At 46.9% G+C, this 17684-nt stretch carries 9 protein-coding genes; 3 read left to right on the top strand and 6 right to left on the bottom strand.

Annotated elements, in window-relative coordinates:
• Positions 1 to 392: 392 nt before the first annotated feature.
• Positions 393 to 677 carry a thiamine pyrophosphate-dependent enzyme gene (locus HUG20_RS08875; RefSeq protein ID WP_200090164.1) on the bottom strand — a complete coding sequence of 95 codons (285 nt, stop codon included), beginning with the start codon at positions 675 to 677 and terminating at the stop codon, positions 393 to 395.
• A 251-nt stretch (positions 678 to 928) separates the two neighbouring features.
• Here HUG20_RS08875 and HUG20_RS08870 point away from each other — a divergent pair, with 251 nt between their 5' ends.
• Entirely contained in the window at positions 929 to 1906 is a 978-nt protein-coding gene (locus HUG20_RS08870) for an MBL fold metallo-hydrolase (protein ID WP_200090163.1), read from the top strand.
• Between the two features lie 183 nt (positions 1907 to 2089).
• Positions 2090 to 2467, top strand: a complete 378-nt coding sequence (locus HUG20_RS08865) for an FAS1-like dehydratase domain-containing protein (RefSeq protein WP_200090162.1) — start codon at positions 2090 to 2092, stop codon at positions 2465 to 2467.
• Between the two features lie 46 nt (positions 2468 to 2513).
• Here the strand turns inward: HUG20_RS08865 and recQ are convergent, their stop codons facing one another.
• Positions 2514 to 4280 carry a DNA helicase RecQ gene (gene recQ / locus HUG20_RS08860; protein ID WP_200090161.1) on the bottom strand — a complete coding sequence of 589 codons (1767 nt, stop codon included), beginning with the start codon at positions 4278 to 4280 and terminating at the stop codon, positions 2514 to 2516.
• A gap of 68 nt (positions 4281 to 4348) precedes the next feature.
• Here recQ and HUG20_RS08855 point away from each other — a divergent pair, with 68 nt between their 5' ends.
• Positions 4349 to 5206, top strand: a complete 858-nt coding sequence (locus tag HUG20_RS08855) for an SDR family oxidoreductase (protein WP_200090160.1) — start codon at positions 4349 to 4351, stop codon at positions 5204 to 5206.
• A 619-nt stretch (positions 5207 to 5825) separates the two neighbouring features.
• Here HUG20_RS08855 and HUG20_RS08850 read toward each other — a convergent pair.
• The 4 genes from HUG20_RS08850 to addB all read right to left on the bottom strand — a co-directional run bounded on the left by HUG20_RS08850 (position 5826) and on the right by addB (position 17684).
• Positions 5826 to 9224, bottom strand: coding sequence for an AAA family ATPase (locus HUG20_RS08850; RefSeq protein WP_200090159.1), 3399 nt, complete (start codon positions 9222 to 9224; stop codon positions 5826 to 5828).
• Positions 9221 to 10414, bottom strand: a complete 1194-nt coding sequence (locus tag HUG20_RS08845) for a metallophosphoesterase family protein (protein ID WP_200090158.1) — start codon at positions 10412 to 10414, stop codon at positions 9221 to 9223. The genes HUG20_RS08850 and HUG20_RS08845 overlap by 4 nt, the downstream gene beginning before the upstream one ends.
• 71 nt (positions 10415 to 10485) lie before the next feature.
• The gene (gene addA / locus HUG20_RS08840; protein WP_246476593.1) at positions 10486 to 14253 is read right to left on the bottom strand and encodes a helicase-exonuclease AddAB subunit AddA; all 3768 of its coding nucleotides are present in this window, start codon (positions 14251 to 14253) and stop codon (positions 10486 to 10488) included.
• The gene (gene addB, locus HUG20_RS08835; RefSeq protein WP_200090157.1) at positions 14250 to 17684 is read right to left on the bottom strand and encodes a helicase-exonuclease AddAB subunit AddB; all 3435 of its coding nucleotides are present in this window, start codon (positions 17682 to 17684) and stop codon (positions 14250 to 14252) included. The genes addA and addB overlap by 4 nt, the downstream gene beginning before the upstream one ends.

Here is a 17684-nt window from a genome sequence, read left to right as displayed (position 1 = left end):
CAAAATGATAGATAGAGGCTTCTTGTGAGCTATGGCATATAGAACAGGTGCAACGATTATCCAATTTTATCCGTTTCGTTAACTTAAACAACCGCGACGCTTCGTTACCCCAATTGCAGATGGAGAACATGTTAAAAATGCATTATTTTGTTATATTTGCGGACGAATTTGCCATTCGGCACCATTATCCCCCCAAACCCGAGCTTCAGGACTTATCCGATCCCTGCTCGAGACCGCTAGGCATACGTGCCGGCGGTTTTTCCACATGTAACACTCGAATGAAGGCGTACAATTGCGGGTTAGGACCCGAACAGAGGCATAAAACACGCTCGAAGGGTCACTAATCATACAATTAGCACCTGAACAGCGGGGGAAAACCGCTAAAAGGGTCTCTAACCGGCACCTGAGTCACCTTTGGAGTTCACCGCAGGTCTCGTTCCAACTTTTTCGGATTCAAATCCCATCGATTTTGCCATCATAACGAAGTCCGGATTTTTCAGATCAACGGATGTGCGCTCGCCATACGATGCTTCTTGAAGGTATCGCAAAATTCCATATCCGGAATCGTCGAACAAACGGCGGCCTTCACTTCTTCTGCATAGGTATAACGTTTCGAGATTACGGTTAAACGCATTTGGATTTACACCGATATTGACATGATTTTTTGAAATTGGCAACGTCCAATCATTCGTTACGAAAATGTATACCAATACTAATAAGCAGATCCGATTTGCTTATTAGTTCTTCCACTTGTGGATGGGCGCGAGCTTCCAGGCTTTAGGATGAAAATCCTTCGTATATGTATGCTATTCTGCCTTATTGTTCGGTCGAATCATCACGTATCATATTTACGAAACCTTCAAGAAACGGTACAATCATCTTATTGCCACATACTGAATCATCATTCAGAATAGGAGGAACAAAACAGATGGACATAGATAAAATCGGGAACCTGGAATTGGTCAAAGGAAGGCGAAACAGTAAAGTCCCCTATTCCACAAGTATTGTTGTTAAGGGGAAAAACGGGGAAAAGGATGCACTTGTAGATATTGGCACAGGAAAAGAAGGATATGCTTATATCCATGCGTCTTACAACATTCAAGACATCTTTATCACCCATTATCATATTGACCATATCAAAGGCGTTCCCCATTTCCCGGAGGCTACGATGTGGGTGAATGCCGTTGACGAACATAAATTGAACGACTTGGGAGCACTTGCCAAGGCAATGGGGATGTATGCGTTAAAAGGGAATAGCGCTGTTGAAAAGTGGATCGAAAACAACAAGAACACGCCACCGTATCAAGATGTATTGACAAGAGAGAAAAAACGCTACCCCTATGAAACACCGATGACGATTGCGGGGCAAAACGTGCAAATGCTCTATACCCCCGGGCATTGCGAAAGCTATTGTTGCCCTTACTTTCCCGAGGAAGGGGTGCTCGTCGTGGGCGACTATGATTTAACCTCTTTCGGCCCGTGGTACAACAACGCCGATTCGGACATTGACGATTTCATCACTTCGGGTGAAAGAACGTTGGATATCGACGCCGACTACTATGTGACGTTTCACCATAAAGGAACCTTTTCGCGTTCGGAGTACGAGGAAGCGCTCCGGCGGTATTTAGCGATCATCGAAAAGCGTGAACAGAAAATTATCCGCTTATTAGAGGAAGGGACGTCCATCGAGGATCTCATTTATCGTGAAGTATTTTATTTACAAAGAAATTTGGATATGGCCCCAATGTTGCTGGATTCTGAAATCATGGGAATTGCCAAGCACCTGAAACGCCTTGCCAAACAAAACAATTATTATGAGGATCCGTACCGATCGTTTCTCGCTCACCATTTTGCCGTTCCTGAATACAGCGATTGTTTTGTTCGGGAAGTTGCTGAAAAAGAATAAGGGATTCTTTTTCGGGCTCTTCACCAAAATCTACGGCTGACAAACTAGGAGCAATTATGATTGGTAGTGACCGCTAGTGTTTTTCCCATATTTCATTACGAATATCAACCATTTATTTTAGTGTTGACCCCTTTTTCGAAGCCGTTATGACTTGCGACTAATTCCTGCGAAGGAGGGATTATATTGCCACTGAAATTGGGTGAAGTGATTACTTTTGAACGTTCATTTACAAATGAGGATGTGGAGTTATTTACTAAATTATCGTTGGATGAAGGTTCGCACCACGTTATTCCTGACGAGCAAGGGAGACTCGTCATTCAAGGGCTGTTGACCGCAACGTTGCCGACAAAAATTGGCGGAGACAACAATGTGCTCGCGAGGAACATGACGTTTGATTTTAGAAAACCTGTTTATACAGGAGACACGATACGGTGTGAAGTAACAATCGATGAGTTAAAACAAAAAGAAAACGGAAGAACATCCATTTCCGCATCATTTGTCTGTTTCAATCAAGATGAAACCAAAGTATTGACGGGGACTTTTGCAGGCGTAATCTTGTAAACAACTAGCCGCATTATCCTTTTGATAATGCGGCGCTTTATGCTCCCTAGACCTCCCTATGAATCTCCTCCAAAAACGCTTCTCCGTACACTTCGCATTTATGTTCGCCAATCCCTTTGATGGCAAGCATGCCTGCTTTTGTCGTGGGCTTTTTGCCGGATATTTCTCTTAGGGTTTGATCGGAAAACACCATATAAGGGGCTATTCTATGTTTCTTTGCGAGTGCGGTTCTCAGCTCCCGCAAACGATGAAAGAGAGGATCGTCATCCGTGGCTTGTGCTTTGGCTGCTGCATCCTCTTTTTTCATTACTTTTTGTTCCCCTTTGAGAATCGCAACCGCCTTATCGCTTAGTTGCAAGACAGGATACTGCCCTTGCGTAAGCGCTAAATACCGATGAGCGGTTAAAAAATCAATGAATGCGACAACCGCTTTTTGGGACTCCCCTTTCATGAGGCCATAGGTAGACAATTGGTCAAATCGCAAATCTTGTATTTTTTGATTGCCGGATCCTGTAAGCACCTGAGCAATGATCGTTTTCCCAAACCTTTCTTTCATTCGTTTAATGCATGATAACACCATTTGTGCGTCTTTGGTCACGTCAATGACATTGCGCTCATCCGTACAATGCAAACATCGTTTGCAATCGGAAGGGTTTTCTTCGCCAAAATAGTCAAGAATGTAGGCTTGCAGGCAGGATTCGGTGTGGCAGTAATTGACCATTTCCCGTAGTTTACGGAATTCGTTCGTTTTTCTGGATTCATCAAGCTGGGATTGTTCGAGCAAGTATTGCTGAATTTGGATATCTTGAGGGGAAAATAACAAAATGCAATCGCTGTTTTCGCCATCTCGCCCTGCTCTCCCCGCTTCTTGATAATACGCTTCCATCGTCCTCGGGATTTGTGCATGAATCACATAGTGAACGTTCGATTTGTTAATGCCCATCCCGAAAGCGTTTGTTGCCACCATCACGTTAATTTCGTCGTAAACGAATGCTTCTTGGCTTTCGACACGGGCGTTTGCTTCCATGCCCCCATGGTAATAAGCGGCATTGAATCCTTTCGCCTTTAAACGTTGGGCGATTCGTTCCACTTCTTTTCTTGTTGTCGCGTAAATAATGCCCGATTCGTTTTGATTTTTTTCAATATAATTTTGTATGTACGCATCCCGGTCCTGTCCTTTAATGACAGAGAACGTGAGATTATCGCGCGCAAACCCGGTTTTTACGATGTTTACTTCCGGAATCCCAAGTGATTTGCATACATCATCAGCTACCGTCGGCGTTGCCGTTGCCGTGAGAGCTAAAATCACTGGATCGGATTGCAGTTGATTGATAAAATGAGGGATATCAAGATAACTCGGACGAAAATCATGGCCCCATTGAGATAAGCAATGCGCTTCATCAATGGCAACCAGCGAGATCGGCATGGATTGGATACGAGCCAAAAAATGAGGCGCAGTTAAACGTTCCGGCGCCAAGTATAACAAGGAATATTTTCCTGCCTGTACATCACGTAACCTCTCCTGCATATCTTCAAAGGACAGGGAACTATTCAAATAGGTGGCAGAAATGCCGAGTTCCTGAATTTCGTCGACTTGGTCTTTCATTAAGGCAATCAACGGTGAAATGACGATCGTCAGTCCATCCAAAACGAGCGACGGCAGTTGATAACAAACGGATTTCCCACCCCCGGTAGGCATAATCCCCATTGTGTGCTTCTCGTTAAAAATGGAACCTATGATCGCTTCTTGACCGGGGCGAAAATCATCATAACCATAATAGGTGTGTAGCAATTGACGCGCTTTCGTGAACATTGAGATCCTCCCAGAAAGGTTGCGATAAAATGAATCTATCATCTTATGATAGCGGGGGAAACTTTTCAGTGCAAGGCAAAAAAATCATTATTACCGGAGCGAGTGGAGGGATTGGAAAAGAAACAGCAGAAGTATTGGCGGCGAGGGGCGCACAAGTGACGATAGCGAGTCGGAACGTACGGCGGGGAGAAGACGCAAAAGCGGATATTCTCAAGCGCATTCCGCACGCCCATCTGGATGTGGAGCACTGTGATTTGGCTTCCCTTACGAGCGTCCACGCCTTTGCCCAAACGTATCGGGAAAAACACGGGCATCTTTATGCGCTTATCAATAACGCCGGAGTTGTAACAGTTAAACGGGAAAGCACCGAAGACAGTTTTGAAAAAATGCTCGGCGTCAACCATATTGGTCATTTTTATTTAACAACCAAGCTGTTGCCTTTACTTAATGGGGAGGATAACGCACGCATTATCACCCTTTCTTCCGGTGCTTACAAATGGGGAGCGATTGATTTTGCAGATCCGCATTTAGAGGCGTTTGGGATCTGGAAAGGGTATGCACGCTCAAAGCTTGCCAATGTCTTGTTTACGATTGAATTGGCGAGGCGTTTGAAAACAAGTTTTGTCAATGCCGTGAGTGTGCATCCGGGCGCTACAAGCACAGAAATCGGAGTAAATCGCGACACGGGGTTCGGTCAAACGATTCATGATGTCCTGCGTCCTTTTCTGAAAACAGCACGGGAAGGCGCACAAACGAGCATTTACTTGGCTTCGACCCGTGAATTGGTGAACGGCGGGTATTACTATGAAGGTGGAAAGCGCCAGGCGTTGAAGAAAAAAGCATTGGACCACGCACTCGCGAAAGAGCTTTGGGCATGGAGTGAGATGGAGATCTTGCGGCGGGGGTTTACGATCGAAGCTGTTTAGTTTTTCGTATATTGTGGGCAGCATGAAAAAAGAGCATCACGATTTCCCGTTGAAGGACGCAATGTACCTCGAATTGGGCTAAAACATCCCAATCCAAAAGTTGTAAAAGGCAATCGCGTAGGTCGGTGAGTCCTCATAGATGTACGCGACTGCCCTTTCCAAGTCATTAGCAGCCAGGCTTGACCAGATACGACATGTAGCATAAAAGAGATGGCCATGAAGCAACCTCATGACCGTTTCTCGCTCATCCTTTACCTACAGTTTTTTAGGAAATAACAAACCATACAATACTGAGGGCAAGAGGGTTTAGGATTTCGGCACAATCCTTTGTCTTTTTGACTTTGATAACGTTGCGTCCCTAAATGTATACGCGCATCAAATGACATGATAGTCCCTCATTACTTTCATTTTTCGTTATTGTATGCCGGAAAGCCATGGATTGCATAGGGAGAAGCCCAGCACAGATTTCTTTTTCCGCTTTTTTAGCTTCACTTGATCCCCATAAGGCACTCATGGCAACTGAATTCATCTTTTTTCTTCCGCTCAGGCTCCATAGGGCGTTCATGGCGACCGAATCACTTGTTTTTCTTCTGCATCGGGCGCCATGGCCCATAAATAATCAGTGCGTGATCGTTAACCGGCTGCCTTGGCCTTCGGGTTTTGGCGCTTCCACAAGCAAGCGTTTATGCAGCCGCTCCTGCAATTCGGGGACATGACTAATGATGCCGACGGCAAGGTGGTCGGTCTGCAATTGTTCCAGGGCGTTGACGACAGTATCCAACAGTTCGGCATCCAGCGTGCCGAAGCCTTCATCGAGGAAAAAGAATTCGAGGGGATATTGGCCTCTCAACTGAATGGAAACGGATAGGGAGAGGGCCAGCGCCAACGATGTTAAAAAGGTTTCACCTCCGGAAAGCGTGGACGTCGGCCGTTTTTGCCCACCGTTAAAATAATCGGCAATTAAAAAGTTATTGTCCGAATCAAGGGCCAGGGCGTATCTTCCCTGTGTGAGGGCATGAAGTCGCTCGGAGGCATGACGGGTCACCTGCACCAGTTGTTCCTCGGCGATAAAGTTAACAAACGCTTTGCCTTTAAAAACTCTCTCCAATTCTTGATAATGACCGATCCTTGTTGCCAGTTGCTGCCGTTCTTCTTCGAGCTTGACATAGCGGTGGTGCTTTTCTTGCAGATCCTCCCATTTTGCGCGGGCAACGCTTCGTTCTTCCTTCCTTTGTTCGACCTGTTCTTTTTTCTTTTGAAAAGCTTCGTCTAATGCTTCCCATTCTTCCTCTGTCATCCGTTTTCCGTCCAATGCTGTTTCTATTTCCGCTAACCGCTGTTTCGTTTGGGCCCATTGCGTTTCAAAACGTTGAATTTCCGCTTCATATTCATTTCGTTTTTCAACATTCAGGGCGTAACCTTTCAGTGTTGTGCTGTCCAATTGTGCTTGCAAGCTGTTTTTGGCTTCCATGCCTTCGTCTGTATTTTTTTGCTGTTCCCAGCGTTCGTTTGCCAATGCATGATTTCTGCGCGCAGATGCGTATTGTTCCTCGGCGGCCGCTTTTGTTTGTTCTGCTTCTTGTCGGCTGGCTGTCGCTTTTAGGAAGTTCTCTTCAGCGATTTTCTCCTCGGTTTGGAAATGCCGGAGGGCTTCCTCTTCGTCCGCCAACGCTTTCGTTGCTGATGTGTTTTCACCAAGTGTTTCATTAAGTTTCGCTTGGGCTTGATGGTATTCTTTTTCCTGTTGTTCCCTTTCTGCTTTTCGCTGCAAAAGAGCCATTTGTACGTTGGTTCGTTTGGATTCAATCTGTTTTATGTTTTCTCGTAGAGATTCTAAATGTTTTTGTTGTTGACGCATGTCTTCCCTTAACTTTTCCTGCTGATCATGATCTTTTTGTGCCGTTTCCCATTCTTCATGAATCGTTTGCAAAGAATGGCCGGGGAAGGATTCATGCCATTCTTTCTTTTGTTTTACATAGATGTCTTCCTGTTTTTGTTTTTTCATTGTGACATCTTCGCGATTGGATATCGTTTGCGTGTACAACGCTTCGATTTCGTTGAGATTAGAGGTATGTTGGTGCGCTTGTTCGATCCATTGCTTTGTCTTAGCCAGAAGTGTATCTAACGATTTGGTTTTTGCTTCCAGCTTATGAAAAAATTGATCCGCTTTCGTTGGTGCATCCTCCGCCGTCAAATCGCTTAAACGCTTCGGATGGGAAGGCGTGCCGTATAAACCTGTTGGTTGTTGTGCTGCTTTTTCCTCTGTCACTGCTGCGATTTGCTCAGAGTAGCGCTCAAGTTCCCAACGATATCGGTCAATGCTTGTATCTGCTTCCAAACGCTCGCATATGGATTGAAGCAAATCTCTATCATGCGTGTCCTCATCAAGCGAAATTCCCGGCGCCGGGTGTTCGGTGGAACCGCAAACGGGGCAAGCGTTACCTTTTTCCAGCCGGGAAACGAGCGCTTGCACCGCTTTTGCCTCGTTCGCATGAATGTTTTTTGCTTGCATGTCCTTAATGGTTGCGATTAACGCTTGCTGTTCTCTTTTTGCTTCGCTTAAATCAAAAAACCACTGATAAAGGTTGTTGTGGGTAGACGAAAGCCATTCGAATGTTTCATCCCTTTTTTGTTTTTCCTCTTTCATGTAAATTTCCTGTTGTTTCTCTTTGTCGATGGCGTTTCTTTCCGCGTCTTTCTCCTCTTCCAGACGCTCGGCTTGTTGCTTTAAGGCTTCGCCTTTTTCAAAAGCTTGTCGGATGTTTTCCCGTTTGGATTGGGCTGCTTCAAAGGCGGTAAGCTGCTCTTCTTTCTCCTTTATAAGGTGTTTTGCGCTCGCTTCTGCTTCTTGTGCTTGCTGCAGGGTGCGGTCTTCGGTGTCTTGTTCCTTAGATAAGCTTGATTCTTCTTTCCGGACTGCGTCCATTTTTTGAACAGACGTTTGCAGCTCTGTCTCCAGTACTTTTGCTTCTTCAAGTTTAGCGATTTTCACGGTTAGCTGTGGCTCTTCCGCTTGTCGTTTCTCTCTTGTATTCCGAAAGGTTTCTTGAGCTTCTTGCTCCTTTTTCACAAGTTTATCCGCTTGTTCCTCGCTTTCTTTTAATGCCTTTTCGGCCTCAAGCCATTCACGTTCGCTCCGTTCCTGCTCTTCCCGATACGGGAGCAGCTGATTCGCGATTGCGCTTATGCGTAAGGCCTCCCGGCGTTTTTCATGTTTCGGGCGTTCCTTCGATAGGGACGCTAGCTCGCTTTCGAGTTCAGCCTGAATCTTCTGTTGCTGAAGCACTTCTTTTGCCCTCAGCCATTTGGTTTCCAGTTCATCTTTGAAGCTTTCTTTTCTATGTAGCGCGTTTTCTATTTGAACAACGGCCTGCCTGGCTTTCGTCAACGCTTCTTCGGAAGCATCTCCGAGACCGTTCTTCTCGGCTTCAATTGTGTCTTTTTTTGCATTTGCCTCGGTGAGATGTTTTTTGATTTTCTCGTTTAACTCATCCCCGTATTTTTCTAAATCAAATAATCGCTGCAGCATTTTGCTGCGTTCGGCGCCTTTGAGGCTCAGAAATTCGGAAAACTTATTTTGCGGGAGAACGACTGCGCGAGTGAAATCTTCGATTTTCAGGCCGATCATCGCTTCGATCTCCTGATCCATCACCCCTTTTTTGTCGGCCAATACGACAGGTTCTTCGGTCGTTTCGATAAATCGGGAACGCGTGGTTTGCAAAGCCGCATCCTTTCGTTTTGCCCTTCTTTCGGCGATAAACGTACGGTTTCCGAGCCGAAAGGAGAAAGAAACGGCGACTTCCGTCTCCGATTGATTAATCATGCTCGCACCAACGCTTCCAGACCGGCTGATTTTCCCATACAAAGCAAACGTCATCGCATCCAGAATCGACGACTTTCCGCTTCCCGTAGGGCCGAAAATGCCAAAAACACCACCATCGCAGAGTTGGTTGAAATCAATTGTTTGTTCTTCACGAAAACTGTGCAAGCCCCTTACCTTTAACTGCAATGGTCTCAACGGACGCTCACCTTCTCTCGAGTGCGATCTTCTTCCAGAAGTTCCAAAAATAGTTGCGTAAGTTCAGGCTCCGGCGTAGCTCCGTCGCTCTTTTTCTCATAAAATTGTCGGAACAATTCATCAATAGGCAGATGTTGACGCGATTCCTCCGGTTTGAACGTCTCTTCGGGTAAAACGGTGCGAATGGTGACAATTCCCGGATGAGCGCGACGAATCGCTTGGATGTCTTCAGGATTAAGTGTGTGCTTACTGTGAATGGATAAGTCAATCCAATCGTTCGTTCCATAACGTGCATCCAACCATTGGTGCACTTGCACAATGCCCTCCGTGGCATGCCAACGTGTAAGTCTTTTCCCGCTCGAAAGCGGAACTTCTGTTACGTGTGCTTCTTCACCGGGGCTTGCATCTATCACCGTGACCGACTTGGTAACCCCGGTCTCATTGAAGGAGAAAGCAAGGGGGGAGCCGGCATAACGGGCCGGGGATGTTGCTCCTTTTACCCACTGAGGACGATGCAAGTGGCCCAAAGCGGTGTACGCAACGTTATCAGGAAGACTCCCCGGGCGCACGGTGTATGCCCCGCCCATTTCAATTGGGCGTTCCGAATCGGAACCAGCACCGCCGGCTATAAATAGATGGCTCATCGCCATATTGACATTATCGTGCGTGAAGTCGCTGCTTAACTGTTGAAATAAACGGGCAATGCGGGCATCATACGCTGCCCTATACGTTTCATCATCCCCCGAAAATGCTTCGGAATCTGAAAAACTTTCCTTTAATCTTGCCTCTGAGGGATAAGGAAGCGCGGCAACGTGTAAATAGGTCCCTTCCCGTTTTACCGGGACTTTTAACGCTGCAGACTGCGGCAACCCGACCATGTAAATCTGCCGTTCTTGAACGAGGGGCATCGCAGCCGATAAACGCTCCGGCTGATCGTGATTGCCGGCGATGATGACGACCGGCCGCTTTCCTTGATCGGAAAGCCTGCTCATGCTTTCATAATAAAAACGTTCGGCTTCGGCAGGCGGGTTGCTGCTGTCGAAAAGATCCCCGGCAATTAGAATGGCATCAATGGCATATTCGTCAACAATTGTCATGACTTCATCCATAAATGCTTCATGCTCCGGCTTGCGGTCTCTGCCTTCCAATGTGCGTCCCAAATGCCAGTCGGCGGTGTGTAAAATTCGCATGAAAACCCCTCCTTTATCTCCGATTTGATCCCCTCCTTATCAGAGGGGATCAAAAATCTCTTTAATGAAAGCTATATCGAGATCGTGAACCCGCCATCAAAGAAATACAAATATCTTTCCTGAACGCTTGTTTTCCATATCTGTTCGATTGCTTCCGTGTAGAGACGCATCTGTTCTTGATAACGATTGCGTAGCAGTGTCTCATTCATTCGGCTGTTGATCTGGTCGCTCTTGTAATCAATGAGAACGAAACGCTGATTATCATCATGAAACAAGCAATCGGCCACCCCTTGAATAAGGATGGGTTCCGAATATTCATCGCTCCAACCCGGATAGATTTGGTCAGCGGGCTTGACGAACGTAAACGGCACTTCGCGATAAACATGAGAGGACCGTCGGAGTCGTTTGCCTAGTTCGGATTGAAAAAAACGTAAAATAGCATGGACATCAATCGCTTGTGCTTGTGTTTCGGTTAACTGTTCTTTTTCTTTCATTTCCTCGATCGTTGCTTCCACTTGAGAGACGGTATGCCCTTGAAGGGAGATGCGTTGCATCACCGCGTGCATCGCTGTTCCGAACTCGGCGCGGCTAAGCGAACCCTTATCTTCTTGCATGAAACGGGGACGCCCGGCATTGGCGGATTGAAAATGATGTTCACGCATCGGTTTTGCTGCATATGGATCTTCGTTATCGTTACGCTTTTTTATTTCGCTTACACTCTGTTTGGCAAAATGTGTCGTTGCCGAAGGGTGTGGATAAACCCAATCGAGACGTTTTTGCACGAGATCGGCAGCGGTATCGTCTTTTGCTTCCAGTTCAATTGGTTGTAATGTTTGCACCTTGGCCAACGCCGTTTCCAGGTCGTCGTTTTTCGTTTCGTCGGCAAAAAAACCACGGGTTTCAGCAAGGGTAACGTTCCACTCGGATTCATCCGCAAGCATGGAATCGAACGGGCTTTCCACTATTTCGCGTAAATAGCTTGAAGCAGGATGTCGAATAATGGCAGGGCCAATCCAATCGAAAAACGATTTCGCCCGCGCTCGTGTTTGAAAAGGCAACCGTCCGCTGGCTGTCATTGCTTTTTTCACCCATTTATCAATCGTTTTCTCCGGGTCTTTCACGGCCCCCACAAGCATGGCCTTCTCTTTGGCGCGCGTCATCGCCACGTAAAGAATGCGGAGCTCCTCCGAAATTTGCTCTTTTCGCGCTTCCTGTTTCATAGTGATGAGCGGCAATGTTTGGAACATCGCCCGTTGCTCTGTGTCCGTATAGTTGGATCCAAACCCGAGCGATTGATGAATTTGTATGGAGGCTTGTGCATCTTTTAAATTAAATTGTTTGGTCATCCCGGCGACGAACAGCACCGGAAACTCTAAACCCTTGCTTTTATGAACAGACATGATCTTCACAACGTTCTCCTGTTCCCCAAGGGTGCGCGCGACTTCCAAATCGTCTCCTCTCTCTTCCATACGGTCGACGAAACGCAGAAACCGAAATAATCCGCGGAAAGAGGTTTGTTCATAGGCACGCGCCCGATCATAAAGGGCATGAAGGTTCGCCTGCCTCTCCTTTCCTCCGGGGAGACCGCCAACGAATGCATCATAGCCTGTTTCACGGAACAAATCCCAGATTAATTGGGAAAGAGAATGATTGCGCGCTTGGGAGCGCCATTTTTGTAAATGGTTATAAAAGGCTGCCACCCGATTTCTCCATTCTTCTCCGGCCCTTTGTTTTTCTTCCATAAACGAAAGTTTGGCGTCGAACGGAAGGACGGGTTGTTCCGCTACAATTCTTTTCATCGCTTCATAGAAAGATTCTCCTTTACCGGCTAAACGGATGTCTGCCAATTCATTTTCACGCAGACCAACGATCGGGGAGCGGAGCACACTCGCGAGCGGAATATCTTGATACGGGTTGTCAATCACACGCAATAAAGCCATCATCACTTGTACTTCCACCCGTCTGAAATACCCGCCGGATTGGGCTGCGTAACTGGGGATGTCCGCTTGTTTAAAAACATCCATAAACGTTGGCGCCGCATTCATGGTGCGCATCAAAATCGTGATATCCCGATATTCCACAGGTCGCGTTTGACCTGTGTGTTTATCGTAAACGGGAAAGCGGTTTGCGATCATTGATTGGATGCGTTCCGCGATCCATTGCCCTTCCTTTTCGGCAGCTTGGAGTTCTTCTTCCTCGTCGTCGTTCACATGTCCCGTGCGGTCTAGCAGGACGACCTCATTTTCATAACCTGCTGCTTTTTGGTCATAGTCCATATTGCCGTAACGAAGCGCCTGGCTCTCATCATAATGGACATCGCCGATCGTTTCATCCATCGCTTGCTTAAAAACATAATTGACCCCGTCGATCACTTGTTTTCTGCTTCGGAAATTTTCAGCGAGATCCACGCGAATCCCTTCGCTTTCGATGTTTCCTACATCTTCAGTGCTCAATGTTTCATAGCTTTGTTGTTTCTCCAAAAAAAGCGAAGGTTCAGCGAGCCGAAAACGGTATATGCTCTGTTTTACATCCCCGACCATGAAACGGTTGCGCCCGTTGGAAAGCAAGTGAAGAATCGCTTCTTGGACACGGTTTGTATCCTGGTACTCATCGGTGAGAATTTCCGTAAAATAGTCCCGATAGGCAAGAGCAACCGCCGATGGTTGATGCGTGTTCCCTTCCCGCAAGATTTGCAAGGTTAAATGTTCCAAATCTTCATAGTCGATGAGGGCTTTTTCCCTTTTCACATCCGCATAGCGATCGCTAAACGATTGAACGAGGGTTACAAGCAAGCGTACATGCTCTTTCATGTCGCGAATCTTTTGCAAATGGGTCTCGGGATCAGGGGCAAATATTTTGGCCATATCATTCATAATCTCTTTAGCTTCATCCCGATAACTTTTGCTTTCTTCTGCCAGCGATGCATCAGCATCTTTGTCTTTGGGGGGCATCCGTTGCGGCGAAAATTGTTTGAATGTCTCGTGCCAAGCGTTCCAAGTATCGCTCAACATCAAGGTTTCCAACATCCGTAGTTCACTTGAGAGCACATCGATGTATTTTGCGGGGCCGGAAGGAAGCTCGGCAAGAGATAATGCTTTTTGTAATAAATCGGCGGCAACTTGCAATTGTTCACGGGCGTGCGCTTGAAAAGAAGCCCCCCAGGGCGTATCCTCCAAGCTCTCATACGAACGCTCGTACATGCGAGCCGTCTCTTCCAGCCAGCGATGCGGTTCCGGCTGCGCACGCGCTTGGGTAAACAAGGACAATAGCAACTTTCGGAGCCCTTCATCACTGCGATCACCGCTGTAAGCATCCACCAGTTCAAAGAAAAGCCGATCCCCGGATCCGTAATATTCTTCCAAAACCTCGTCCAGCACTTCTTCTTTTAAAATTTCTCGCTCGGTATCATTGGCGATTCTCACGTTCGGATCAATATTGACTTCATAATAATAATGCCGTATCACTTGATTGCAAAAGGAATGAAGTGTGGAGATGTGGGCACGATTCAACAAATGGCGCTGGCTTTGTAAATGTAATGAACCGGGATTGTCTTTCAATGCTTCATCCAATCGTTCGCCAATGCGCACGCTCATTTCAGCTGCCGCCGCATTTGTAAAGGTGACGACGAGCAAGCGATCGATCTCTGCCGGATCATTCGAATCGATTACTCTGCGCACGATTCGTTCGACGAGCACCGCGGTTTTTCCACTACCGGCAGCCGCTGATACGAGAATATTTCCCCCGCGTAACGCGATCGCACGCCACTGATTATCGGTCCAACGAACGTTGGCCGGCTTTTCGCCGATCTGCCACCGCACTTGTTCTGTATTAGGGGTCAAGACTCATCCTCCTCTCGCTTCATATTTTCCATCGTTGTTTCATCCGAAAGCGTGGATAGCAATCGGTAGTCATTGCTCGGAAGCGTCGGATCAAATTGGCAAACTGATTGAAGTGGGCAGTACGTACAAGCGATTTCGTTTTTATCGGTGCGATATGGGTCGATTCCTACTTTACCGTCGCTCATCATTTCTCCGATTTCTTTCATCTTGGTACGCAAATACCGTCTCAATGATTGGAAATCATCTTTTGCGACGACGGAAGATTTAGATTCGGAAAAAGCGCCGTCCTTTTTCATGTAAACGGGAACAATGGACGAATGGCCGCCTTCATGAAGGGATTGATCCATTAAGGTGGCAATGTTTTCATCCGCAGGCAACATCCCTTGCATCTTAAACTGCTTTAAAAGTTTGTCGGCAATCTTAGCCTCATCCATGCTCTCATCCGCTTCAACGACCGGGTTGTGGACATGGAAATAAAACATCCCTCCGATATCCGCATCTGTACCCAACCATTGTTTGGCGCTATGCAAAATGATATCCAAATAAACCGGCATTTGTAGGGAAATGCCATGAAAGACATCCGATAAACGCCATTGCTGCCGGCTCGATTTATAGTCGATCACACGCAACAGGTCACCGCTTTCACTTTTAGCATGATCTACGCGGTCAATACGCCCGCGCAAAGACAGATTGCTCCCGTTTTTTAACCGAAATTCATAAGTGGGGATATTTCCTTTTTGATTTCCGAATTGGACTTCAAGCCCAATAGGGACGAAGCTTGATGATTGCGCCTGGGTACGTAATGTCTTTGTCGTATGGACAACGACGTCCTCCAATTTTTTGCTTATATAGGCATGGCGATTCGTGCTAAACATAATGTTTCGTTGAACGTAGGGCAACAGCTTTTCTACGGTTTCGCGGGCAATATGCGCGCACTCACGATCGGATAGATCCGCCCATACAAGGTTTTGTTCCCGGACAACTTCCGCTACATCTTTAAGGGCAGCATGAAAAAGCTCTCCGATATCCGGGGCTTCCAATTTAAAAACCTCGCGCTCTTTTAAACCTAATCCATACGTACCAAAATGCCGAAACGCACATTTTTGAAACATTTCCATACGGCTGACGCTCGTTTGGATATCTTCTCCGTACAGTTCCTTCGTCGTTCCTTCATCCAATCTAATGGCTTGATTTTTGTAAAATAAACTTCCCAACACGGTTCGCAAACGATCCTGCCACTCTGATTTTGCCGTAAACCAATTATAGACATGGCCCCAAACGTCAGGGATCTCTTCACCGTTCCGCCATTTCTGCAATTGCATGGCCAATTCTTCGATTGCTTGTTCCGGATGATTGATAAACGTCCATTGCATGTCTTCCTGTGCGCTGCCGGCATCTGCTTCAATAAACGTTTGCTGTATGTTTGGATATTGCTCCCGCAACCGTCCGATAAGTGGGGAAGGAAGCAATGTTTTGCCATCCTCATCGGCAAGCGCGTATGTGTAAATAAGCAAATCGGCCGGGCTTGCTTCCGCCATATATAAGTAAAAGGGTTCGTTCCAAAGGCGGTCATTGGCCGAAGGTCCAACAGACAGGCCGATGGTTTCCAACTGGTCACGTTCACGGTCACGGATCAACCCTTCTTCTTCCGGTTTGGCCGGGAGAATGCCCTCATTCGCGCCGAGAATAAAGGTGACACGCACATCCGGCAGACGAGAGCGCTCCATATCAGCAATGGTTACTTGATCAATGGCTGGGGGAACGATCGCAAACTGCATGCTTTCCAACCCGGCGTCTATCATGCGGGTAAAGTAAAAGAGGGATAGACCGTCATCGCCGGCCGCATCCACAAATTGATCGAGCAGATCCATCACATTTTCCCATACTTGATCATGCTCGGCGGCACTTTCCAACGCACCGTCCGTGATCGCTTGATCTCGCATCCGTTCAATTTTAGCCGGCAGCTGCAATTCTTCGAAAAAAAGATACAATGCTTCACAGCGCCCTCGTACGCTTTCGCTTTGTTTCAAACGCGTTTCCAACGTGAGTAACGGCGCAATCAACGCATCTCGTGTGTTATTCAGGCGGTCCTCAATCTTTTTTTCCATGTCGGTCTGTCCATCGGCATCCATCACATTTCGGTGCCGCCGATAATGCCAACGTTGCCCTTCTCTCCATTTATTTCCGTTAATGCCGTGAGCCAACGCATAGTTTTCCAGTTCATCGACTTTCTCGCGCCAATCCCTCCAATTATCATCGGGCGAAAAAAATAAGTCGGTTTTCAAAGCGCGAAAAACCGCTTCAAACGGCCAATTTTTTTCAACAATTTCGAGCGTGGAGCGAATAAGTTCCACAACCGGGTGATGCATCATTGATCTTTTTTCATCCAAAAAAATCGGAATTTCAAAACGGCCAAACACACGTTTCAACAATTCATCATATGGTCGATCGTCGCGCACGAGAAGGGCAATGTCCCCGTATTTATATCCATCATCACGAACAAGTTCAATGATTTTACGCGCTACGCCTTCAACTTCCGCTCGCCGGTTTACCGCTTCAAACAACTGAGGGGTCTCTTCGTGAACACTTGGGCGTTTGTCTGAAAACATACAAACGTTCCAACCAATATTGTGATCCATGGAAAGGGTGGTCAGTTTCGTGTACGTTTTTGCCGTCAAATAGAAACGATCAAGCTCATTGGGACTCCTATCTTGGTTAGGAACATGGTCGATGGTAAGGGCAACCGTCATTTCCTTCGCTTTGGCAAAGAGGGACTCAATGACATACAGCTCCTGCGGGCTAAAATCGTAAAACCCATCGATGTAAACGATGGCGCCCTCTAGCCACTCCGAATCAGGCAGTTGGCGGATGAGCCGTTTTAGCGCTTCTTCCGTGTTCATGTACGTACCCTGAAAGGCCTGTTCAAACCGCTCATAAACGAGGGAAATATCATGAAGCTTATCACGCAGCCCGGCCGATTTTCCATCTTCTTCTAATTGTGATTGCTTGTCGGCAATCACATCCGGTGCCAACGCTTGCCGGCGCATTTCCGTCATCATTAGTTCCAGCTCATGAATAAAGCCGTCCGTATCGGCTGCTTTTCTAAACACCCGGAAGTGCTTTTTCTCCTCTTCGACGATTTTGCGAAGCAGCATATGGACGCCGGCCCGTTGCAAACGGTCGCCGGTATTCCCTCCGGTTTCTTGTAAGACGCGCAACGCCAAACGAGAAAAACTTAACACATGGGCACGCGTCATCCCGCCGAGTTGTTTTGTCAATTGGTATTCGATTTGAAACGTCATTTGTTCCGGAACGAGAAAAAGAATAGGCGAACCGTCGACGGCTTCTTCAGATAATGCTCGTTCTACTTCGTTCAATAAGGTGGTCGTTTTTCCGCTTCCGCTTTTCCCCAGATAAAAACGCAATTGCAT

It is taken from the genome of Salicibibacter cibi (assembly GCF_016495865.1).
GTDB classification, from domain to species: domain Bacteria; phylum Bacillota; class Bacilli; order Bacillales; family Marinococcaceae; genus Salicibibacter; species Salicibibacter cibi.
The sequence above is the reverse complement of the archived record's forward strand: the minus strand, read 5'-3'. Positions and strand labels throughout refer to the sequence as shown.

Coding starts and splice junctions, on each gene's coding strand:
- HUG20_RS08870 (WP_200090163.1), top strand. CDS start 929: ATGGACATAGATAAAATCGGGAACCTGGAATTGGTCAAAGGAAGGCGA.
- addB (WP_200090157.1), bottom strand. CDS start 17,684: ATGCAATTGCGTTTTTATCTGGGGAAAAGCGGAAGCGGAAAAACGACC.
- recQ (WP_200090161.1), bottom strand. CDS start 4,280: ATGTTCACGAAAGCGCGTCAATTGCTACACACCTATTATGGTTATGAT.
- HUG20_RS08845 (WP_200090158.1), bottom strand. CDS start 10,414: ATGCGAATTTTACACACCGCCGACTGGCATTTGGGACGCACATTGGAA.